At 61.9% G+C, this 20763-nt stretch carries 20 protein-coding genes; 5 read left to right on the forward strand and 15 right to left on the reverse strand.

The window, feature by feature from the left end:
• Positions 1-5: 5 nt before the first annotated feature.
• Positions 6-1409: a mannose-1-phosphate guanylyltransferase/mannose-6-phosphate isomerase gene (locus NQ204_RS07030; protein ID WP_256643449.1), complete on the forward strand. Its 1404-nt coding sequence runs from the start codon at positions 6-8 to the stop codon at positions 1407-1409.
• A 95-nt stretch (positions 1410-1504) separates the two neighbouring features.
• Here the strand turns inward: NQ204_RS07030 and rfbD are convergent, their stop codons facing one another.
• Genes rfbD through rfbB form a run of 4 tightly spaced genes read right to left on the reverse strand, consistent with a single transcriptional unit; the run spans position 1505 to position 4906 of the window.
• Complete coding sequence (rfbD, locus tag NQ204_RS07035; RefSeq protein WP_256643450.1) at positions 1505-2398, reverse strand: dTDP-4-dehydrorhamnose reductase; 894 nt, start codon at positions 2396-2398, stop codon at positions 1505-1507.
• Positions 2395-2952, reverse strand: coding sequence for a dTDP-4-dehydrorhamnose 3,5-epimerase (gene rfbC / locus NQ204_RS07040; RefSeq protein ID WP_256643451.1), 558 nt, complete (start codon positions 2950-2952; stop codon positions 2395-2397). The genes rfbD and rfbC overlap by 4 nt, the downstream gene beginning before the upstream one ends.
• Positions 2949-3836, reverse strand: a complete 888-nt coding sequence (gene rfbA / locus NQ204_RS07045; RefSeq protein ID WP_241883044.1) for a glucose-1-phosphate thymidylyltransferase RfbA — start codon at positions 3834-3836, stop codon at positions 2949-2951. Before rfbA ends, rfbC begins: the two co-directional genes overlap by 4 nt.
• Positions 3837-3850: 14 nt before the next feature.
• Positions 3851-4906 (reverse strand): dTDP-glucose 4,6-dehydratase, encoded by a 1056-nt coding sequence (gene rfbB, locus NQ204_RS07050; protein WP_256643452.1) that lies wholly within the window; start codon positions 4904-4906, stop codon positions 3851-3853.
• Positions 4907-5193: 287 nt separating this feature from the next.
• On the opposite strand from rfbB, the gene NQ204_RS07055 reads away from it, so the two are divergent.
• From NQ204_RS07055 to NQ204_RS07070, 4 genes are all read left to right on the forward strand, one after another.
• Entirely contained in the window at positions 5194-5940 is a 747-nt protein-coding gene (locus NQ204_RS07055; protein ID WP_116863419.1) for an electron transfer flavoprotein subunit beta/FixA family protein, read from the forward strand.
• Entirely contained in the window at positions 5940-6878 is a 939-nt protein-coding gene (locus NQ204_RS07060) for an electron transfer flavoprotein subunit alpha/FixB family protein (RefSeq protein WP_256643453.1), read from the forward strand. Before NQ204_RS07055 ends, NQ204_RS07060 begins: the two co-directional genes overlap by 1 nt.
• Before the next feature lie 68 nt (positions 6879-6946).
• Positions 6947-8305: a UDP-glucose dehydrogenase family protein gene (locus NQ204_RS07065; protein ID WP_256643454.1), complete on the forward strand. Its 1359-nt coding sequence runs from the start codon at positions 6947-6949 to the stop codon at positions 8303-8305.
• Positions 8302-9267 (forward strand): UDP-glucuronic acid decarboxylase family protein, encoded by a 966-nt coding sequence (locus tag NQ204_RS07070; protein ID WP_021202690.1) that lies wholly within the window; start codon positions 8302-8304, stop codon positions 9265-9267. Before NQ204_RS07065 ends, NQ204_RS07070 begins: the two co-directional genes overlap by 4 nt.
• 114 nt (positions 9268-9381) lie before the next feature.
• On the opposite strand, the gene NQ204_RS07075 is transcribed toward NQ204_RS07070, so the two are convergent.
• From NQ204_RS07075 to NQ204_RS07125, 11 genes are all read right to left on the reverse strand, one after another.
• Complete coding sequence (locus NQ204_RS07075; RefSeq protein ID WP_256643455.1) at positions 9382-9978, reverse strand: hypothetical protein; 597 nt, start codon at positions 9976-9978, stop codon at positions 9382-9384.
• On the reverse strand, positions 9975-10373 hold the full coding sequence (locus NQ204_RS07080) for a GtrA family protein (RefSeq protein ID WP_256643456.1): 399 nt from the start codon (positions 10371-10373) through the stop codon (positions 9975-9977). Before NQ204_RS07080 ends, NQ204_RS07075 begins: the two co-directional genes overlap by 4 nt.
• Positions 10351-11310 carry a glycosyltransferase gene (locus NQ204_RS07085; RefSeq protein ID WP_256643457.1) on the reverse strand — a complete coding sequence of 320 codons (960 nt, stop codon included), beginning with the start codon at positions 11308-11310 and terminating at the stop codon, positions 10351-10353. Before NQ204_RS07085 ends, NQ204_RS07080 begins: the two co-directional genes overlap by 23 nt.
• A gap of 41 nt (positions 11311-11351) precedes the next feature.
• Complete coding sequence (locus NQ204_RS07090) at positions 11352-12542, reverse strand: hypothetical protein (RefSeq protein ID WP_235652337.1); 1191 nt, start codon at positions 12540-12542, stop codon at positions 11352-11354.
• Entirely contained in the window at positions 12517-12942 is a 426-nt protein-coding gene (locus NQ204_RS07095) for a hypothetical protein (RefSeq protein ID WP_256643458.1), read from the reverse strand. Before NQ204_RS07095 ends, NQ204_RS07090 begins: the two co-directional genes overlap by 26 nt.
• The gene (locus NQ204_RS07100) at positions 12939-14813 is read right to left on the reverse strand and encodes a methyltransferase domain-containing protein (RefSeq protein WP_256643459.1); all 1875 of its coding nucleotides are present in this window, start codon (positions 14811-14813) and stop codon (positions 12939-12941) included. The genes NQ204_RS07095 and NQ204_RS07100 overlap by 4 nt, the downstream gene beginning before the upstream one ends.
• A 2-nt stretch (positions 14814-14815) precedes the next feature.
• On the reverse strand, positions 14816-15727 hold the full coding sequence (locus NQ204_RS07105; RefSeq protein ID WP_235652342.1) for a glycosyltransferase: 912 nt from the start codon (positions 15725-15727) through the stop codon (positions 14816-14818).
• Positions 15728-15793: 66 nt separating this feature from the next.
• Positions 15794-17134 carry an ABC transporter ATP-binding protein gene (locus NQ204_RS07110; RefSeq protein ID WP_235652343.1) on the reverse strand — a complete coding sequence of 447 codons (1341 nt, stop codon included), beginning with the start codon at positions 17132-17134 and terminating at the stop codon, positions 15794-15796.
• Entirely contained in the window at positions 17124-17930 is an 807-nt protein-coding gene (locus NQ204_RS07115; RefSeq protein ID WP_235652345.1) for an ABC transporter permease, read from the reverse strand. Before NQ204_RS07115 ends, NQ204_RS07110 begins: the two co-directional genes overlap by 11 nt.
• 4 nt (positions 17931-17934) lie before the next feature.
• Positions 17935-19107, reverse strand: coding sequence for a cystathionine gamma-synthase (locus tag NQ204_RS07120; RefSeq protein WP_256643460.1), 1173 nt, complete (start codon positions 19105-19107; stop codon positions 17935-17937).
• A 122-nt stretch (positions 19108-19229) separates the two neighbouring features.
• On the reverse strand, positions 19230-20600 hold the full coding sequence (locus NQ204_RS07125; protein WP_108767639.1) for a pyridoxal-phosphate dependent enzyme: 1371 nt from the start codon (positions 20598-20600) through the stop codon (positions 19230-19232).
• Positions 20601-20763 lie beyond the last annotated feature (163 nt).

Raw genomic sequence — 20763 nt, forward strand, 5'->3', positions numbered from 1 at the left:
AGATCATGAGCATCATCCAGCCTGTCATCCTGTCCGGTGGCTCCGGCACCCGCTTGTGGCCGCTGTCGCGCGAGGCCTACCCGAAGCAGTTCCTGCCGCTGGCCGGCCAGCTGACCATGCTGCAGGCCACGTGGCAGCGGGTGGCGCCCATCGCCAGCCGCGGGCCGCTGGTGATCGCCAACGAGGAACACCGCTTCGTTGCCGCCGAGCAGCTACAGCAGGTCAGCGCGGCGCCTGCCGCGATCATCCTCGAGCCGGTTGGCCGCAACACCGCGCCAGCGATCGCGGTGGCTGCCCTGGAAGCCACCCGTGACGGTGCCGATGCGCTGCTGCTGGTGCTGCCCTCGGACCACGTAATCACCGATGAGGCAGCATTCCGCAGCGCCGTGCAGGCGGCTGCCAGCGCGGCCGAAGCCGGCAAGCTGGTGACCTTCGGCATCGTGCCCACGGGCCCGGAAACGGGCTATGGCTACATCAAGGCGGCCGATGGCCAGGGACTGCGCGCCGTCGAGCGTTTCGTCGAGAAACCCGACCTGGACACCGCCAGCAGCTACGTGGCCAGCGGCCAGTACTACTGGAACAGCGGCATGTTCCTGTTCAAGGCGTCGCGCTACCTGCAGGAGCTTGAACGCTTCCAGCCGGCGATGCTGGCCGGCAGTCGCACGGCGTGGCAGCAGTCGCGCCGCGATGCCGACTTCACCCGCCTGGACAAGGACGCGTTCGCCGCGGTGCCATCCGATTCCATCGACTATGCAGTGATGGAAAGGACCGCCGACGCGGTGGTGATTCCGCTCGACGCAGGCTGGAACGACGTCGGCTCGTGGACCGCGCTGCGCGATGTCTCGCAGCAGGATGGCGAAGGCAATGCCCACCAGGGCGATGTGATCGCCATCGACTGCCGCAACACCTACGCCTACGGCCAGCGCCTGGTGGCGATGGTCGGCCTGGACGATGTGATCGTAGTGGAGACCGACGATGCGGTACTGGTCGGCAAGGCCGATCGCATGCAGGAGGTCAAGACCGTGGTGGCGCAGCTGAAGGCCGACGGCCGCAACGAAGCCACCTGGCACCGCAAGGTCTACCGCCCGTGGGGCGCCTACGATTCGATCGACAACGGCGAGCGTTTCCAGGTCAAGCGCATCACGGTCAAGCCGGGTGGCACGCTGAGCCTGCAGATGCACCACCATCGCGCCGAACACTGGATCGTGGTCAGCGGCACCGCCGAGGTCACCCGCGGCGACGAGGTGATCCTGCTGAGCGAGAACCAGAGCACCTACATCCCGCTGGGCGTGACCCATCGCCTGCGCAATCCGGGCAAGCTGCCGCTCGAGCTGATCGAAGTGCAGTCCGGCAGTTACCTGGGCGAGGATGACATCGTGCGCTTCGAGGATACCTACGGGCGCAGTTGATCAGGCGCCTGCGGGCTTGACGGTAGCGCCGGCCCATGGCCGGCGAGCGCAGCGGCTTGCAATCACCCGCCCGGCATGGCCCGGCGCTACCGCTATCAGGCAATCTCCGCCATCACCCGCTTCAGGCCGTCCTGCCAGGACGGCAGCACGATGTCGAAATCCTGCTGCAGTCGGCGGTTGTCCAGCACCGACCAGGCCGGACGCTTGGCCGGGGTCGGGTACTCGGAACTGGGAATCGCTTCGACGGTCGGCACCTTGGCCAGCACGCCGCTGGACAACGCTTCGGCAAAGATCGCCTCGGCGAATCCATGCCAGCTGGTCTGGCCGCTGGCGGTCAGGTGCCAGGTGCCCGACAGCTGCCCGGGGTGCTGCAGCGCCTGTGCGGTGACATCGGCGATCAGCGCGGCCGGGGTCGGCGTACCGATCTGGTCGGCCACCACCCGCAGCTGGTCGCGCTCGGCGCCCACCCGCAGCATCGTGCGCAGGAAATTGGCGCCGTGCGAGGCGTACACCCACGCCGTGCGGAAGATCAGGTGGCGGCCACCGGCGCCGCGAACAGCCTCTTCGCCATCCCGCTTGCTGGTGCCATAGACGCCCAGCGGCGCGGTCGCTTCGTCTTCGCGGTAGGGCGCGCTGCCCTGGCCATCGAACACGTAGTCCGTGGAGTAATGCACGAACGGCACGCCATGGGCCGCACACCAGCGCGCAATCACGCCCGGCGCCTGTGCGTTGGCCGCGAACGCGGCCTCCACGTCCTGCTCGGCACGATCGACTGCCGTGTACGCGGCAGCATTGACCACCACCGACGGCTGCAGGCGGTCCAGCAGCGCCGGCAGGCTGTCGGGCTGGCCGAAATCGGCCACCTCGCACGCACTGCCGTCGGGGAGCTGGCCACTGCGCGTGGTCGCCAGCACCGGCCCCAACGGGACCAGCGCGCGCAGCAGTTCCTGCCCGACCTGGCCGTTGCCGCCAAATACCAGCACGGTCATGGAACGTAGACCGGCAGGCGGTCTTCGGCGATGTCCTTCAGGAACGGTGCGCTCTCATCCTTGGCCGACAGGGTCGGTGTGCTCACCGGCCAGTCCACCGCGATGTCGGCATCGTTCCAGCGCACGCCGGCATCGAAGTCCTTCAGATAGACCTCGGTGCACAGGTAGCTGAACACCGCACGCTCGGACAGCACGGCGAAGCCGTGGGCGAAGCCTTCCGGAATCCAGAACTGCTTCTTGTTCTCCGCGCTCAGCACCACCGCTTCCCACTGGCCGAAGGTCGGCGAGCCGCGACGGATGTCGACGGCGACGTCATAGACCTCGCCTTCCAGCACGCTGACCAGCTTGCCCTGCGGGCGCGGCCACTGGTAATGCAGGCCGCGCAGCACGCCCTGCGCCGAGGTCGAGACGTTGCTCTGGACGAACCGGTCCGGTAGGCCCAGCGCGGCGAAGCGCTCGGCGTTCCAGGTCTCGAAGAAGTACCCACGGGCATCGCCGAACACCGCCGGCTCGATCACCACGCAGCCGGGCAGCTTGGTTTCAATCACTTTCACGGAACGACTCCACGCAGGGCGAGCTTGTGCAGGTACTGGCCGTAGCCATTCTTGATCAGCGGGGCAGCCAGCGCCTCCAGCTGCTCAGCATTGATCCAACCCTGTCCGAAGGCGATTTCCTCCGGGCAGCACACCTGCAGGCCTTGGCGGGTCTGGATGGTCTCGATGAAGTTGGAGGCTTCCAGCAGGGACTGGTGGGTGCCGGTATCGAGCCAGGCATAACCGCGGCCCAGCGCTTCCAGGTGCAGCTTGCCCTCGGCCAGATAGCGCTTGTTGAGATCGGTGATCTCCAGCTCGCCACGCGGCGACGGCTTCAGATCGGCAGCATGCGCACTGGCGTTGCCGTCGTAGAAGTACAGGCCGGTGACCGCATAGTTCGAGCGCGGGTTTTCCGGCTTTTCCACCAGGTCCACCACCTTGCCACTCTTGTCGAACTCGGCCACGCCGTAGCGCTCCGGGTCGTTCACCCAATAGCCGAACACGGTCGAGCCGTCCACGCGCTGGTCGGCGCGCTTGAGCACGTCGCGCAGGCCGTGGCCGTGGAAGATGTTGTCACCCAGTACCAGGCAGCTCGGCTTGTCGGCCACGAAGTCGCGGCCGATCAGGTAGGCCTGCGCCAGCCCGTCGGGGCTGGGCTGCACGGCGTACTGGATGTCCATGCCCCACTGCGAACCGTCGCCCAGCAGCTGCTGGAACAACGCCTGTTCGTGCGGCGTGTTGATGATCAGCACTTCACGGATGCCCGCCAGCATCAGCACGCTGAGCGGGTAGTAGATCATCGGCTTGTCGTACACCGGCAGCAGCTGCTTGCTGACGCCCTTGGTGATCGGATAGAGCCGGGTGCCGGAGCCGCCGGCCAGGATGATGCCTTTACGCTGCGTCATGTTCTCTCCCGGTTTCAGGCGCTGGTGCCGATGCGCTGCAGGCGGTAGCTGCCGTCGAGCACGCCGTTGACCCATTCCTGGTTGTCCAGGTACCAGTCGACGGTGAAGGCAATGCCCTGCTCGAAGGTGTACGCCGGCTCCCAGCCGAGGTCGTTCTTCAGCTTCGACGCATCGATCGCGTAGCGGCGGTCATGGCCCGGGCGATCGGCCACGTAGGTGATCTGGCTGCTGCGCGGCTGGCCATCCTCGCGCGGGCGGCGCGCATCGAGCAGCGCGCAGATCGCCTGCACCACTTCGATGTTCTGCTTTTCCGAATTGCCACCGACGTTGTAGGTCTCGCCGACCTGGCCCTTGGCCAGCACGGTACGGATTGCTTCACAGTGGTCGGTGACGAACAGCCAGTCACGCACCTGCTTGCCGTCGCCGTACACCGGCAGCGGTTCGCCGGCCAGTGCCTTGGCGATCACCAGCGGGATGAGCTTTTCAGGGAAGTGGTACGGGCCATAGTTGTTGGAACAGTTGGTGGTCAGCACCGGCAGCCCGTAGGTGTGGTGGAACGCGCGCACCAGGTGGTCCGACGCCGCCTTGGACGCCGAGTACGGCGAATTGGGCGCATACGGGGTGGTCTCGCTGAACTTGCCGGTCTCGCCCAGGGTGCCGTACACCTCGTCGGTGGACACGTGCAGGAAGCGGAAGGCCGCGCCCTGCTCGGCCGGCAGGCCCTTCCAATGGTCGCGCACCGCCTCCAGCAGACCCAGGGTGCCGACCACGTTGGTCTGGATGAATGCACCCGGACCGTCGATGGAGCGATCAACGTGGCTTTCGGCAGCGAAGTTCAGTACCGCGTCGGGCTGGTGTTCGGCAAGCAGGCGGGCCACCAGGGCGCTGTCGCCGATGTCACCCTGCACGAACACATAGTTCGGGTTGCCGTCCAGGCTGGACAGGGTCTTCAGGTTGCCGGCGTAGGTCAGCGCGTCGAGATTGACGACCTTGACGCCGCGGGCGACTGCTTCGAGAACGAAGTTGCCGCCAATGAAACCGGCGCCGCCGGTGACAAGCCAAGTGGACACTACCTGATCTCCTGATATTTAAATGCTTCCAGGGGGCGCTTGAAGCGCCCCGACACAGCGGCACAGCATACATCGCGCTTCCCTTCATGACTGCGTGCAGGACGTGAACAAGAGCACTTAAGGGCGCCTTTATTGCCGCAGCGCAACAAAACCATACGCATTCGCATGGTCACCCCAAGCCAGCTAGAATCAGGGTCCCACCCCCGAACCGGTTGCTGTGCGAGGACCGGACGTTTCCCGTTACTGTGAGCCGGCCAGTGGTCGGCACTACAAGGATCGAGTACCAGATGAAAATCCTCGTCGCGTACAAGCGCGTGGTGGACTACAACGTCCGCATTCAGGTCAAGCCGGACGGCTCCGGCGTGGTCACCGACGGCGTCAAGCTGTCGCCCAACCCCTTCGATGAAATCGCCCTGGAAGAAGCCCTGCGCCTGCGCGACAAGGGTATCGCCACGGAAGTGGTGGTGGCGACCATCGCCCCGGCTGACGCCCAGGCGCACCTGCGCAATGGCCTGGCCATGGGTGCAAACCGCGCCATTCACGTCGTCACCGACCAGGCCATCCAGCCGCTGACCGCCGCCCGCACCCTGCTCAAGCTGGTCGAGAAAGAACAGCCGGATCTGGTGATCCTCGGCAAGCAGGCCATCGACGACGATGCCAACCAGACCGGCCAGATGCTGGCCACGCTGTGGGGCCGCCCGCAGGCGACCTTCGCCAGCAAGCTGGAGATTGCCGATGGCAAGGCCACGGTGACCCGCGAAGTCGACGCCGGCCTGGAAACGCTGGAAGTGGACCTGCCGGCCGTGGTCACCACCGACCTGCGTCTGAACGAGCCGCGCTTCATCAAGCTGCCGGACATCATGAAGGCCAAGGCCAAGCCGCTGGAGAGCCTGCAGCTGGCCGACCTCGGCGTTGAAGCCGCCGATACCTTCAAGACCACCCAGTACGCCGCGCCGTCCAAGCGCAGCAAGGGTGTGATGGTCAAGGACGCGGCCGAACTGGTTGCCGCACTCAAGCAGAAGGGGCTGCTGTAATGAGCAAGATTCTCGTCATCGCCGAGCACCACGACGGCAAGCTCAACGCCGCCACTGCCAAGACTGTCAGCGCCGCCGCCGCCATCAGTGGTGCCAGCATCGACGTGCTGGTGCTGGCCGCCGATCCGGCCGCCGTGGCCGCTGAAGCCGCGAAGATCGCCGGCGTCGCCAAGGTCCTGACCGTGGCCAACGCCGCCAACGCACAGGCCATCGCCCAGGTGCTGGCTCCGCAGATCGCGCAGCTGGCCAAGGGTTACACCCACGTCTTCGGCCCGTCGACCACCTTCGGCAAGGACCTGATGCCCTGTGTGGCCGCCCTGCTGGGCGTCAACCAGGTGTCCGACCTGATGGCCGTGGAAGGCAGCCATACCTTCAAGCGCCCGATCTACGCCGGCAACGCCATCATCACCGTCGAAGCACCGGCCGACCAGATCGTGGTCGCCACCGTGCGCGCCGCGTCGTGGCCGGAAGCGGCCCAGGGTGGCAGCGCCGCCGTTGAAACCGCCAGCGTCGATGCGACCCTGCCTGCGCACACCCGCTTCGTCAGCCTGGCCGCCGGTGCCAGCGACCGCCCGGACCTGCAGAGCGCCAAGCGCGTGGTCTCCGGTGGCCGTGGCGTCGGTTCGGAAGAGAACTTCAAGGTGATCTTCCAGCTGGCCGACAAGCTCGGCGCCGCCGTCGGAGCCTCGCGCGCCGCGGTCGACGCCGGCTACGTGCCCAGCGACCTGCAGGTCGGCCAGACCGGCAAGATCATCGCGCCGGAACTGTACGTGGCCGTCGGCATCAGCGGTGCCATCCAGCACCTGACCGGCATCAAGGATGCCGGCACGATCGTGGCCATCAACAAGGACGCGGATTCGCCGATCTTCGAGATCGCCGATATCGGCCTGGTCGGGGATCTGTTTGCGATCCTGCCGGAACTGGAAGCCGTGCTGTAAGCTCCTGAGCTGCCGTCATGACGCCCCGCTTATTGTCGGGGCGTCGTCCGTTCTAGAAGAGGTCGTTGATGAAAGTAGCAATTTTTGGTGCGGGCTATGTGGGATTGGTCACGGCCGCATGTCTGGCCGAGGTCGGCCACGATGTCATCTGTGTCGACACCGATGCAGGCAAGGTTGAGCGGCTTGAGCGCGGAATCATTCCGATCTACGAGCCGGGACTTGATTCGATGATTACAGCCAATGTTGCCGGAGGTCGCCTGTCCTTCACGACGAGCGCGGAAACTGCAGTGAGACATGGCAACATCATCTTCATCGCCGTGGGAACCCCTCCAGGCGAAGACGGGAGTGCCGATCTCACGCATGTCCTGGCCGTTGCGGGAACCATTGGCCGCCACCTGGACCATGATGCAGTCATCGTGGACAAATCAACCGTTCCGGTGGGCACCGCCCGCAGGGTAGAGCAGCAGATCGCGCAAGAGCTTTCCGGGAACGGAAAGGATATCGCCTTCCACGTGGTATCCAACCCCGAGTTTCTGAAGGAAGGCGATGCGATCCGCGACTTCATGCGCCCCGACCGGATCATCGTTGGTACTGCAGTGGCGGCTGCAGCTGACCAGATGCGCGAGCTCTATCTTCCGTTCAATCGCAACCACGACCGTCTGATAGTGATGGACGTGCCGTCGGCGGAACTGACCAAGTATGCGGCAAACGCCATGCTTGCCACCAAGATCAGTTTCATGAATGAAATCGCCAACATCGCCGAACGTGTTGGCGCTGACATCGAACAGGTTCGCAAGGGAATCGGCTCTGACAGCCGGATTGGCTACTCCTTTATCTATCCCGGTGCCGGCTATGGCGGATCGTGCTTCCCGAAGGACGTGCAGGCATTGGCCAGGACATCGGATTCGGTCGGCTACCAGGCCGAGCTGCTCAATGCAGTGGAAGCGGTGAACTACCGCCAGAAGCAGAAACTTTCGCAGCTGATTGCCCACCACTATGCCGGCGACATCAATGGCAAAACATTTGCACTGTGGGGCTTGTCCTTCAAGCCAAACACGGACGATATGCGCGAGGCACCGGCGCTCGTTCTCATTGCAGACCTGATTGCCCGTGGCGCAAAGGTGCGTTGCTACGACCCCCAAGCCATGACCGAGGCAAGCCACCTGCTCTCCTCCTTTGGCGATGATGTTTCTTTCGCCAGTTCGGCGGAACAGGCTCTGACCACCGCAGATGCGCTGGTGATCGTGACGGAATGGAAACAGTTCCTGCTTTCAAGCTTCGAACCATTACTGCAGCTGCGTGACCGGGTCATCTTCGACGGCCGCAACATGTATGACCCTGCCAAGGTGGAATCCACCGGAATCGCGTACTACGGTATTGGCCGGGGCCGCTCCATTACCTGCGACAGCACCGGGAATGTAAAATGAAGAACTACAACAGTCGAAAGCGGGTTCTGGTAACCGGAGGAGCAGGCTTTCTGGGCTCCCACCTGATTGAGCGCCTGCTGGACCGCGGCAATGAAGTAATCTGCGCCGACAACCTGTTCACCGGCAGCAAGCGGAACATCGAGCACCTGCTGCAGAACCCGCATTTTGAATTCATGCGGCACGATGTGACGTTCCCGATCTACGTCGAAGTCGACGAGATCTGGAACCTGGCCTGCCCGGCGTCCCCGATCCATTACAGCCACGATCCAGTGCAGACCACCAAGACATCGGTCCATGGAGCAATCAACCTGCTTGGCCTCGCCAAACGACTCGACTGCCGTATCTTCCAGGCATCGACGAGCGAAGTGTACGGCGATCCCAATATCCATCCGCAGCGCGAGGAATACTGGGGGAACGTCAATCCGATCGGCCCTCGCTCGTGCTATGACGAGGGTAAACGCTGCGCGGAAACCCTGTTCTTCGATTACCACCGTCAGCACGGTCTGGACATCAAGGTTGCACGCATCTTCAACACGTACGGCCCGCGCATGCACCCGAATGACGGGCGCGTTGTCTCGAACTTCATCGTCCAGGCCCTTCGCGGCGAAGACATCACGATCTATGGCGAAGGCAAGCAGACACGTTCATTCTGCTACGTGGATGACCTGATCGAAGGCTTCCTGCGACTGATGGACAGCGAGAAGGGCTTCACGGGGCCATGCAACCTTGGCAATCCGGGCGAGTTCACCATCCGCGAGCTTGCCGAGAAGGTGATCGCGCTGACCAACTCTGGTTCCAAGCTTGTGTTCAAGCCGTTGCCGGTTGACGACCCCATGCAGCGCCAACCCGACATCACACTGGCCAAGAAGAAACTGGACAACTGGGAACCCCAGGTCCAGCTGGAAGAAGGTCTGCGCCGGACGATTGCCTACTTCGACAATCTGCTCAGCGAGAGCAACTGAAACGCTCGAGCGGAAAAAAAGGGGCGCCTTCCAGGCGCCCCTTTCTTTTGCAGCAGATTCACGTCGGCCGCGCTTTGGCGACATGTTCCCCGCAGCTCTGCCGCGCCATGTGCTTCACCTGCAGCGATAGTCCACGTTCTGAAGGCTATGTCGGAACGGATCGGTGAGATCATCGGAATAGACGCCAAGCAGGAGCCTGCGCTTGGGCAGCAGGTTCTTGCGATAGAACCTGCTCAGTGCGGCGATGCGTTCACCCTTTTCCGTCAGGCGGACGCAGCCATTGACGATCTGCACGGTGCCGGAACTCTCCTGCTCGGTCAGGCGCACATCGACCAGACGATGTTCAACCATGTACTCCTTGGTGAAGACGTCCTGGAAAGCACTCTGGCGGATCCCGCCACCACGCTGCTCCAGCTTCTCCAGGATGTAGAACGAAAGGGACCGGTCAATCACCGTGGGAACCGAGATTGCAAACGAATAGCCCCCCAGCAGCCAAATGATGCAGAGAAGAGACTTCTCGAGACCCGACAGGGCTCTGAAACAAGGCAGCAGCAGCAGAAGTCCGGTGATGACAAGCGCAATGAACGCATCCCCGATCGCCGCGTAGAACACGACGTCGACAGCGAAATAACGCATGTGGATCACGTAGACGGCAAGCAGCACAACAACGTATACAGCGGTCAGACCAGCCGCCTTGAGAAACCTGTTCATACCTTGAATACCAACATGCGATTACCCAGGAAAGAGATGACAAGTTGAATACCGCTGATGGCAACGAAGCCAATCCGGTAATCGAGAGCAAATACGTCAGCCCACAGCGCCATGAGCGCACCGCTCAGAAGCGCCAACGCCGCGTACAACACCGAAAACCTGACCAACTCCTTGCGCAGGCTGCCCGTCCTTGTCGCGAATACGAAAAAACGATTGCCCACAAAAGAGGCGAGGATCCCAAACACTGCAGCTATGGAATTGGCCAGTCCCTTGGATCCAACGTGCACAACCTCAACCAGGAAGGTCAGCGTGCCGAAGTGAACCGCAGTCGCAGCCAATCCGTTCAGTACAAATCGGGCGAACTGGCGAAGATCAGCGCCGCGCAGCACTGCCACGCGCCTGGCTGGAGAAGTTGACGTAGTCCATGAACGCCCCCCGCTTCTGGATTCCACCGCGGACAATGCCGCTGAGCATGAGCGTCATGAGCGTGAGCGTTCCCGTCTGCAGGAATACGAGGAACAGAACGCCCAGCGCCATCGAGAACCAACCAGGCGTAGCGTAGCCCGCAAGCTTCAGGAGCGTCGCCACGACGGCGAACACGATGGATACCGAGGAGACCACTACACACATCAGACCGACTCTGACCAGCACATCTTCTGCAAACACCATGAGCGCACGGAAGCCGTGCAGCGTCAGGCCGACAAAGTTCATTTTGCTCTGGCCCGCATAACGCGGCCCACGGTCGATCGGGCACACGGCCAAGCGCAGCTTGCTGGCGATGATGCCGCCAGCGACGTGAGTCCAAACCTCATGCATCGCATTGGCCCGGCAAAGGGCCGGACGCGTCAACGCCATGAAGTTTCCAAAGCTGATGGATCGGCCGGTCAGCAGCTGGAAAATGAACTTGTAGACGACATAGAAGGCTTTGAATCGAAGGGTTTCGACCCGGCTCTTGCGCTGCGCCACCGCGACATCCACGTTTTCGGCATCAAGTGCGCGTAGCAGTTCGGCAATGGTCGCCGGCAGATCCTCGCCGTCCGAATCCATCACCACCACACGCTGCGCATCCGGCAATTCGCTTTCCACATAACTGAGCCCAATGGCGATGGCCTTCTGGTGCCCCACATTCCGGCGCAATGTAAGCACCACGCCATTGATCCCTGCCGCCTCAAGGTGCTCGCCAAGCACGGGCTCGCGCAATGAGCCGTCATCTACAGCCACCACATAGACGCTACTGCCGTAACAGGACGCCAGCTCACTGAAGAGGCGACCTGACGCGGCGCGATCCTCGTAGACGGGTGTAACGACTACGAACTCGAACTCGGGCTGCATGTTTGACCTCGGGTACTCAAAAGAAGAAGTTGGCACGCGTCCTACACCCGCTCACGCGTGGCAGCCAGGTCGACGAGCAGAGAGCAGGTCGCCAGAAGCCATACAGGGAGCATAGTGCGGTCCGCGCTGGTGGCAAGATGCCAGGGAAGATCATTCGGAGTACTCATGTAGACCACAACGAGAACTGCGACATAACTCGCACACGCAGGCAGCACGTAGAACGAAATGCTGTTCCTGCGAGCGACAAAGGCGATCAGCAACAGGGGCGGCAGCAACAGCAGCGTGGGCAGGCTGAACAACAACGAATCGATCAGCAGCCAGTAAGACCTGATGTCGCCGAGCCTGCCAGTAAGCTGGCCCATCAGGTCGGAACCGGCGAGATCATTGGACAGGCCAGCATGGGCGACGCTCAGCTTCCAGGCCAGCAAAGGCAGGATCGCCACAGCAAGGGAGACCACCATCGCAAGCTTCATTCTGTGTCCGCGGAGCAGCAAGCCGGCAAGTCCCGCCAACGCTGCACACAGAAGCAGCGCGCCCCCCTCATTCTTCACCAGTGCCAACAGCGCTGCCATGACGGTCAGCTGCACGTACTGCCCGAAATCAGGCTCGTCGGTGGCCGTGATCTCATTGACCAGAAGGAACACCGCAACGAAAGCCAAGGAAAGCAGAGCGTCAACGTAGCCGTCGACAAGGTGATTCCCACCAAGAGCGACGAGGACCAGCAGGAACACCATGCGCCATTCCAGCCGGGGAATTCTGGGCAGAATGACCAACAAAGGGGGGAGCATCGCCAATGGAACAACGACTTTGGGAAAGACGTCATTCCAATGACCGATCACATGCGCGACTGACGCCATCAGTGCTGGAACCAATGATGGATAGTCGTTGTGGCTCCAGACCGCATAGTCATCCAACTGTGCGTAAAGCGAAGCCTCGTAGAAGATCCGCTTTCCGTGGAACAACCATATTGAACGCGCATCCCATGCCGGCGATGGAGTGGCCAGCGCAACAATGCACAGTGCGAGAACAAAAATAACTGCCAGCACGTTCTGCCGGCACAACAGCTGCGACGACGCTACGGCCACGAATATGCCCGCGCACGCCAGCAGCAGGACCGTGAGCAACGTCCCGCCTGCACCTGCTGCGCAGAACAGATAGACCAGAACCAGCAATGCACCGAGCCAGGCTGCAGGATAACTGCGTGCGTTACCTACAATTGAAGATGCGCGCATGTTCGCCCTCCTGCTCGAGCCTGCAGGACGAAGCAACAGCAGCTGATTCCGTACCCAATATGCAGCTCCTGCTGCTCGAATCGATCCTCACGGGGTAGATGGCCTCGTAGCTTCGCTGCATCAGCAGACTGTCCGACGCCACCTCATCACTGAGCGAACAGGTCACTGGCGCAGCGGACTGAGTACGCAGCAAGTGTGCAAACTCGCCGACTGCGGGCGGCAGCGACTCCAATTCTCCAGCGAACGGCTGAAATGCCGTGCGCAGAATCCTGAGCGAAAAGCCCGATGAAACTGCCAGCGAAGAAAGCTGCCAGACCAGCAGGATCGCCAGCATCAAACGGATGGATGGAGTAATTGCGCGTGACATATCGCGCTGGTCGTGCCGCTCGCGTTGCGTCATCTCAGACCTCGCAGGATTCGGGTCCACTTCCACGAGGACGACTGAAGAACCTGCCTGATATGGAAATCGAGGTCAGCCTCGTTCATCAGCCAGATGCGAGGCGGACGCGTCCACGGCCTGCGCTTCAAGGCGCTGAGCAGCACGCGCAGAGGCGCAGTGATCTGCCAGGATTTGGAGGTGGTCAACTCGTAATAGCGCTCTCTCAGCTCGGCCAGTCGCTGATCGTCGTCAAGCAACACGCCGTTGGCCAGCGACTCTATACCCGTCTCGGCGGCGACGTCGACGTCGCCCTTCAGGCGCTGCAACTCCGCGTACATGTTGCGCAGCCTGTGCACGGATCCCTTGGGAAGCAGGAATGGCTGATCGTTAAGCTTCTTGAGAGTATTCAGATAGTTGCCGGTCCACTCGAACTGCGAATGGGCCGTATACGAAGTACCGGTGGTCCAGTGCCGGTAGATGCAGCCGACATCGGTGGAGGTGCTCACACCACACAAAGGCGCAGCGCGAATGATCAGGTCCCAATCTTCAGCAGTGCTGTGGCCGGGATCGAACTGGAAACCGAGATGGCTGAACAGTGCCCTCGGGAATGCGATGGAGTGAAGTGGCGTCCGGTTCTCCACGATGTGCGCCAGCAGGTCGAAGTTGGCGGGATAGATGGACTTCATGCCGCTCATTGATCTGGAAGCGGCACCACCGCCCGCAACATCGACACGGTCCCAGTCCTGTGCAACGGTGCACTGCCGCAGAAGTGCGCCAGGTGCTTTTTCCGCCAGTTTCCTGAAGGTCTCCACCCAACCACCAAACAGCAGATCGTCGTCGTCAAACGCAACGACATAGTCGCCGCTTGCAGCGCGGAAACCCGTATTGAGTGGCACCGAGCGTCCGCCGCCGTCGACACGCACGAGACGAACCCGGCTGCGGAAAGCCGGGTGCAGATGTTCGATGAGACGCTCGACCTCGATCTGGGCAGGGATCTCCAGATTGTGCCCAACGATCAGGACTTCAAAATCCTGATCACTCTGCGCAGACAGGCAGAGCAGGCCCTCGCGAAGCGTGCCGATCCTGGTCCCTGTGGTACGGATTACAACGCTGAGAAAGGGGTTCTCTGCTTTCTGGGTTACGCCATTGAAATCCGCGCCTGCCTTGCGTGCAGGTCCAGGCAGGTATGCACGGATGAATTGATTCACATAGCCGTACTGATCAACGCCTTCCCTCAACTGGGCAAGAAGCTGGCCCAAGGGCGTGCCGGCAGACAGGCCCGGCAACGTGCCGGGAAAGTGTTGATCACTTTTCCTCAGACTGAAGTCATGCTGATAGGCCTCGTGCCATCCATGATCGCGCGTCAGTCTTGACAGCACGTCGTTGGTGAAAAAACGGATATGCGTGCGATCTAGCAGGCCCGCATTGGTCCAATCGAAGCGGCCGAGCGCGAGCTTGGTACCAACATCCCGATGGGAGACATTGGGAACCGAAAGGATCAAAGGCGCATTCCAAGGTGCGGCAATTTCGGCCAGATCGGACAGGAGTTGTCCTGGCTGGTTGATGTGCTCGATGAAATCCAGCGCCGTGATCGCCACGACCCTCGCGCCTTCAGGCAGCGCCCCCAGGATCTGCGCCGCCAGATCCTGCTGGCCTGCGATGAACTGCACCGCGTTGAAGCCCCGTGAGCGCAGCGACTCGAGGGATTCGAGATCCGCGTCCAATCCAAGATACTCGACGCCGAACCGGTCGCGCAGGATCTCCGCGATCCGTCCGTAACCGCAACCGATGTCGACGACGTAATCACCGGGACGAGGTTCAAAACGAGTCACCAACTGGACCACGTGCCCGTACGGATTACTTTCTGAGAAAGCGTTGTCGTAGATATCCATCTTCAAACGAACCTGTGACGAGCGTAGAGGCCATCGCGGAAATACGCGACCTTGTGGCCGGGATCAAGACGGGCAGGCAACGTTCCATCTTCCCGGCGCTTCTCGAAGGAAGCCAGCGCATCAAGCCATACTTGATCGCCACTTTCCGCGAAGAAGGCAGATATCTGCTCTACCCGATCATCCCGGCAATATTTGTATGCAATGAGCAACCCCGCCTCGGCCGAATAGAACTTCTCGGCCCAGCCAACCGGGCGATCACCGCCAAACTGCATGCGCTTGTCATGGAAAACTGCAGCACGCGGACAGTAGATGAGCTTGTAGCCCTTCAGTCGCGCGCGCCAGGAAAGATCAACGTCGTCGCAGTAAAGGAAGAAGGTCTGCGCATCATAGCCCTCCAGCTCGCTCAGGACCGTACGCCGGACCAGGGTGCAGGCTCCGGACGCCCAAGGGGTTTCCCCTGAAGAAGTGTTGTATTCCTTGGGATGCTCAAAAGGCAGTTGCTTGGGCTCGCTCATCCCCACAGAAGGGTCTGAGAATGGGCGTGCGAGCTCGATCAGGGCGTCCGGCGCAAACATGATGTCCGGGTTCATGAGAATGGTGAAGTCGGTCTGATCAAGTTCCAGCAGCGCATTGTGTCCGCCCGCCGAACCCATGTTGCGGCCAAAATGGACGTATTCGATATCAGCCAGGGTACCGCAGGCTGCCTTGGCGCCTTCAACCACCGAGCGCAGGGAATCGGTCGGTGATGAATCACCGTATGCAAGCGTCACCCGACCGAAAGTACCTGCCTGGATTGCAAGCTCCGCGGCGCGATCCAGGTGCTGGACAGTTCGCAGGATCGAGTCCGGCTCGTTTCCGTAAAGGACAGCCTGCACGCGCAGGCGCCCAAGTTTCGGAAGCTCATTGATTTCCATCGTTGCCTCTCCAATGCATTGCGGCGATCGAGCGCCAAGTACGTACGGCCCTGCACCATCGCAGGCTTAGTTGGCGACATCCATTCTGATATCAAGCATCGGTATCCCGATAAGACCGGTTGACACGCTGGTTGATCGACTTGAAAGGATAAGCGCGTCATGAATCCACTGGTGCATGACATGCTGTTTCTGGGTTCCATCACTGACAGCGACACTGATGGCATAGTCCCCTGAAGGCAGCACGGGCATGCGGAAGGTAAAGCTTGCTGTACAGACCTCTTGTGCAGCCAGTGCCAGAGGATTGTCCAGGTAGGTCAGCTGGGTATTCTCGCCAAACAACGGCTGCCCCTGCTTGTCCTTGACAACGAAACCAACCAGCATCGACTGGATGGCGACATGGGCTCTCAATTGAAGCCGGAGCGTCACCAGTTCGCCTCCAACGACCCAGCTGAGCCTGCGACCACCTTCATCAAACAGCCCACCGCCCTCAAAGACAACGCCGCCCGATCCGAAGTCGTGCTGGATAGCGAATGGAAATACTTCGATGTCGTTGCGCAAGGAGGTGGTGTTGATCCAGGCCAGACGTGCATCAACCTCGTCGGCGGTGAATTCGGTGACCGAAGCGGGGCGTCCCGTGGCCGAATCAACGGTATCGGTTGCGCCGGCCTGGTCATACAGATCCGCCAGATACGCCCCCGCTACCTCTTTCGGCGGCGCGTCCATGAACACTCGACCGTCCTTCAGCCAGATGACCCGGTCACACAGTGCTGTGACTGCCCCCATGTCATGACTGACGAATACAAGAGTCCCGCCGTTGTCGCGGAACCCATGCAGGAAGCGCATGCACTTCTGCACGAAGAACGCATCTCCCACCGCCAAGGCCTCATCCACGATGAGCACGTCTGCATCGACGTGAGCAACGACCGAGAACCCCAAGCGGGTGAACATGCCACTGGAATACGTTTTCACGGGACGGTCAATGTAATCGCCGATATCCGCGAATGCGATTATGGAATCCCGACGAACATGTATCTGCTCCTCGCTAAGCCCATAGATCTGTGCGCAGAGATCGATGTTTTCGCGACCGGTCAGTTCCGGATTGAAGCCAGCTCCCAGTTCAAGCAGTGCGGCTACTTTCCCGTGGATGCGAGCCTCGCCCTCGCTGGGAGTCAGCGTACCGCACAGGATGCTCAACAGAGTCGACTTACCTGCGCCGTTACGACCAACAAGCCCGAGGGTCTGGCCGCGCGGGACCTGGAAAGTGATGTCCTTGAGAACCTGATGTTCACGGTAGAACGTCCTCCGATTGCCCACCAGCATCTGCCACAGGCGATGGGATGGCTGGTCGTACAGGAGGAAGCTCTTGTCGACGTGGGCTACATCAACGATCAACTGATCAGAGGACATCGGCAAAGCCCTTGCGCGTACGCATGAATACCCAGTATCCGAGGCTCATTACACACAGCGACACCACGGAGTAAATGGCGAGAGCAAGGAAGTCAGGCATCTGGCCATGGATGGCCACGGCCCGAACCTGCTGGATGATGACCGTCGTCGGATTCAGGTAAAGGAACGCACGGTACTGCTCAGGCACCATCTCCATCGGGAAGAAAATGGGGCTGGCGAACATCATGAGGGTGAGTATCAGTGGGACTACCTGCTGGGTATCACGGAGAAAGACCGCGAAGGCGGACAGCATCCAGGACACCCCCAGCAGCAGGGGCAACGCTGGCAGAAGTACGACGAAAATCAAGGGCCAAGTCGGCGGGACACTGCCGACGATGAGCAGCTGCCCCACCAGAAGGATCGAGAGGTTGACGCAGAGATGGAACCCCGCCGTTGCCAGTGTCATCCAAGGCAATACCGTCAGCGGGAAAACCACCTTTTTTACATAGGTGGCATGCTCGAATATCAAGCCCGAAGAGCGCCCGATCACTTCTGCGAAGAAGAGGTGGGTGATGAGGCCGGAAAAAAGAATCACGGGGAATGCTGCCTGCGGGGCCGAGCCGAATCGTGCCTGCAGCACCACCCCAAGGAAGAACCAGTAGGCGCAGAGCAGCAGCAGTGGCGTGGCAAACGACCACAGCGTGCCGAAGATGGAGCCTTGGTATCGGCCACGGATATCGCGCTTGACCATCCGCCCCAGCAGTGCGCGATGATCCCATGGATCCCGCAGCGGACCTCGTCCGTCGATCGTGCTCATCGCATCAACCCAGCGCCCTTTCCAGATCCACCTGCAGATCCCCCAGCTCCTCCACACCCACGCTCAGCCGCACCAGCGCATCACTGATGCCCAGCTGCTCTCGACGCTCCACCGGGATCGAGGCATGGGTCATCACCGCCGGATGGTTGACCAGGCTTTCCACGCCGCCCAGCGATTCGGCCAGGGTGAACAGTTCGGTCTTCTCGCAGAAGCGCTTGGCCGCTTCAAAACCGCCCTTGAGCACGATCGAGACGATGCCGCCGTAGCCGTTCATCTGGCGGGTAGCCAGCTCATGCTGCGGGTGCGAAGGCAGGCCCGGGTAGATCACCTTCTCCACCGCCGGGTGCTTGTCCAGCCACTGGGCCAGGGCCAGCGCGTTGGCGCAGTGCGCCTTCATGCGCAGCGGCAGGGTCTTCAGGCCACGCAGGGCAAGGAAGCTGTCGAACGGGCCCTGCACGCCACCCACCGAGTTCTGCAGGAAGGCCATCTGCTCGACCAGTTCGGCGTTGTCGCCGGCCACGACCATGCCGCCGACCATGTCCGAGTGACCATTGAGGTACTTGGTGGCCGAGTGCAGCACCAGGTCCGCGCCCAGCTCCAGCGGCCGCTGCAGCATCGGCGAGGCGAAGGTGTTGTCGACCACCACGATCAGGCCATGGCGCTTGGCGATGGCGGCCACCGCGGCGATGTCCACGATCTTCAGCATCGGGTTGGTCGGGGTCTCGATCCAGACCATCTTCGTGTTTGGCGTGATCGCCGCTTCGAAGGCCGACAGGTCGGTCAAGTCGACAAAGCTGAAATCCAGGCCGGCGGTGCGGCGGCGCACGCGCTCGAACAGGCGGAAGCTGCCACCGTAGATGTCGTCCATCGCCACCACGTGGCTGCCGGCGTCCAGCAGCTCGATCACGGTGGAGGTCGCCGCCATGCCCGAAGCAAAGGCGAAGCCACGGGTACCGCCTTCCAGTGAGGCCACGCAGCGCTCATAGGCGAAGCGGGTCGGGTTATGCGTACGCGAGTACTCGAAGCCCTGGTGCTCGCCCGGACTGGACTGCGCATAGGTCGAGGTCGCGTAGATCGGCGGCATCACCGCGCCGGTGCTCGGATCCGGCGACTGGCCGCCATGGATGGCCAACGTGGCCAGGGCCAGCGCGCGGTCGGGCGAAGAAGGGTTGGACATGTCGTTTCCTGCAGGGCGCCGGTGACGGCGCCGTCAAAGGATCGGGAGTCTATCAGCGCCGCCTTAACGGATTTTGACGCGGATAGACCAATATGAATGCGCGAATTCCGCGGATCGTCGCGTTACTGCACGCGGCGGCGCAGATAGTTCAGCAGATCGATGCGGGTGATCAGGCCGAGGAAGGTGCCGCCATCCATCACGATGGCCACCTGGCCGCGGTCGAACACCGGCAGCAGGGCCTCGATCGGCGACTTCACGTCCAAGCGGTCCAGCTTGCTGACCATGGCCGTGGCGACCGGATCGCGGAAGCGGGCCTCGTCACCATAGACATGCAGCAGTACGTCGCTTTCATCGACGATGCCGACCAGCTGGTCGCCGTCCATCACCGGCAGCTGCGACACGTCATACAGCTTCATGCGCTGGTAGGCGGTGGTCAGCAGGTCGTTCGGGCCGATCACGACAGTGTCGCGCTGGCCGTAGGGGCGCAGAATCAGGTCGCGCAGGTCGCCGTGCTGCGGGCGTTCCAGGAAGCCGTTGTCCAGCATCCAGTAGTCGTTGTACATCTTCGACAGGTACTTGTTGCCGGTGTCGCACACCAGCACCAGCACCTTCTTCGGCGTAGTCTGTTCCTTGCAGTACTTCAGGGCCGCTGCCAGCAGGGTGCCGGTGGACGACCCCCCGAGGATGCCTTCCTTGCCCAGCAGCTCGCGGGCGGTGTGGAAGCTCTCGGCGTCGGTGATCGCGTAAGCCTTCTTGACGCGGCTGAAGTCGGAGATCGACGGCAGGAAGTCCTCGCCGATGCCTTCCACCAGCCAGCTGCCCGACTTGTCGTTCAGGTTGCCGTCGTTGATGTACTCGGCCAGGATCGAGCCGACCGGATCGGCCAGCACCAGCTCGGTCTTCGGCGACAGCGTGGCGAAGGCGCGCGACAGGCCGGTCATGGTGCCCGAGCTGCCACAGCCGAACACGATGGCGTCGAGGTCACCGCCCATCTGCTCGAGGATTTCCGGGCCGGTGCCGAATTCGTGCGCCGCCGGGTTGTCCGGGTTGCCGAACTGGTTGATGAAGTACGCGCCCGGGGTCTGGTCGGCGATGGTCTTGGCCAGGTCCTGGTAGTACTCCGGATGGCCCTTGGCCACATCCGAACGGGTCAGGCGCACTTCGGCGCCCATCGCCTTCAGGTTGAAGATCTTTTCGCGGCTCATCTTGTCGGGCACGACCAGGATCAGCTTGTAGCCCTTCTGCTGCGCCACCAGTGCCAGGCCCAGGCCGGTATTGCCGGCAGTGCCTTCGACCAGGGTCGCGCCGGGCTTGAGATCGCCGCGCTGTTCCGCTGCTTCGATCATCGACAGACCGATGCGGTCCTTGATCGATCCGCCCGGGTTGGCGTTCTCGAGCTTCAGGTAGAGCTCGCAGACACCGGTATCCAGGCGCTGGGCCTTGACGATGGGGGTCTGGCCGATGAGTTCGAGGACGGAGGAATGGATGGGCATTCGGAAACTTCGCTTCGCGCCACGCTGGGCCGGACAGATGATTATCCGCCGGATGGCTGCGAATGTCAGGAGCCGTGAGCGTGCCGACCAATGGTCGGCACCTACCGGGGCAATGAGCGCTCGGCGGGCTGCCCAAGGGGATGCGGACGGCCCCGGATCGACG

It is taken from the genome of Stenotrophomonas testudinis, assembly GCF_024499815.1.
GTDB lineage: Bacteria > Pseudomonadota > Gammaproteobacteria > Xanthomonadales > Xanthomonadaceae > Stenotrophomonas.

Excerpts from the sequence above, each read along its gene's own strand:
- NQ204_RS07030 (WP_256643449.1), top strand. The coding sequence starts at position 6 with ATGAGCATCATCCAGCCTGTCATCCTGTCCGGTGGCTCCGGCACCCGC.
- rfbD (WP_256643450.1), bottom strand. The coding sequence starts at position 2,398 with ATGACCGTGCTGGTATTTGGCGGCAACGGCCAGGTCGGGCAGGAACTG.
- rfbA (WP_241883044.1), bottom strand. The coding sequence starts at position 3,836 with ATGACGCAGCGTAAAGGCATCATCCTGGCCGGCGGCTCCGGCACCCGG.
- NQ204_RS07055 (WP_116863419.1), top strand. The coding sequence starts at position 5,194 with ATGAAAATCCTCGTCGCGTACAAGCGCGTGGTGGACTACAACGTCCGC.
- NQ204_RS07060 (WP_256643453.1), top strand. The coding sequence starts at position 5,940 with ATGAGCAAGATTCTCGTCATCGCCGAGCACCACGACGGCAAGCTCAAC.
- NQ204_RS07065 (WP_256643454.1), top strand. The coding sequence starts at position 6,947 with ATGAAAGTAGCAATTTTTGGTGCGGGCTATGTGGGATTGGTCACGGCC.
- NQ204_RS07070 (WP_021202690.1), top strand. The coding sequence starts at position 8,302 with ATGAAGAACTACAACAGTCGAAAGCGGGTTCTGGTAACCGGAGGAGCA.
- NQ204_RS07075 (WP_256643455.1), bottom strand. The coding sequence starts at position 9,978 with ATGAACAGGTTTCTCAAGGCGGCTGGTCTGACCGCTGTATACGTTGTT.
- NQ204_RS07085 (WP_256643457.1), bottom strand. The coding sequence starts at position 11,310 with ATGCAGCCCGAGTTCGAGTTCGTAGTCGTTACACCCGTCTACGAGGAT.
- NQ204_RS07090 (WP_235652337.1), bottom strand. The coding sequence starts at position 12,542 with ATGCGCGCATCTTCAATTGTAGGTAACGCACGCAGTTATCCTGCAGCC.
- NQ204_RS07095 (WP_256643458.1), bottom strand. The coding sequence starts at position 12,942 with ATGACGCAACGCGAGCGGCACGACCAGCGCGATATGTCACGCGCAATT.
- NQ204_RS07100 (WP_256643459.1), bottom strand. The coding sequence starts at position 14,813 with ATGGATATCTACGACAACGCTTTCTCAGAAAGTAATCCGTACGGGCAC.
- NQ204_RS07105 (WP_235652342.1), bottom strand. The coding sequence starts at position 15,727 with ATGGAAATCAATGAGCTTCCGAAACTTGGGCGCCTGCGCGTGCAGGCT.
- NQ204_RS07110 (WP_235652343.1), bottom strand. The coding sequence starts at position 17,134 with ATGTCCTCTGATCAGTTGATCGTTGATGTAGCCCACGTCGACAAGAGC.
- NQ204_RS07115 (WP_235652345.1), bottom strand. The coding sequence starts at position 17,930 with ATGAGCACGATCGACGGACGAGGTCCGCTGCGGGATCCATGGGATCAT.
- NQ204_RS07120 (WP_256643460.1), bottom strand. The coding sequence starts at position 19,107 with ATGTCCAACCCTTCTTCGCCCGACCGCGCGCTGGCCCTGGCCACGTTG.
- NQ204_RS07125 (WP_108767639.1), bottom strand. The coding sequence starts at position 20,600 with ATGCCCATCCATTCCTCCGTCCTCGAACTCATCGGCCAGACCCCCATC.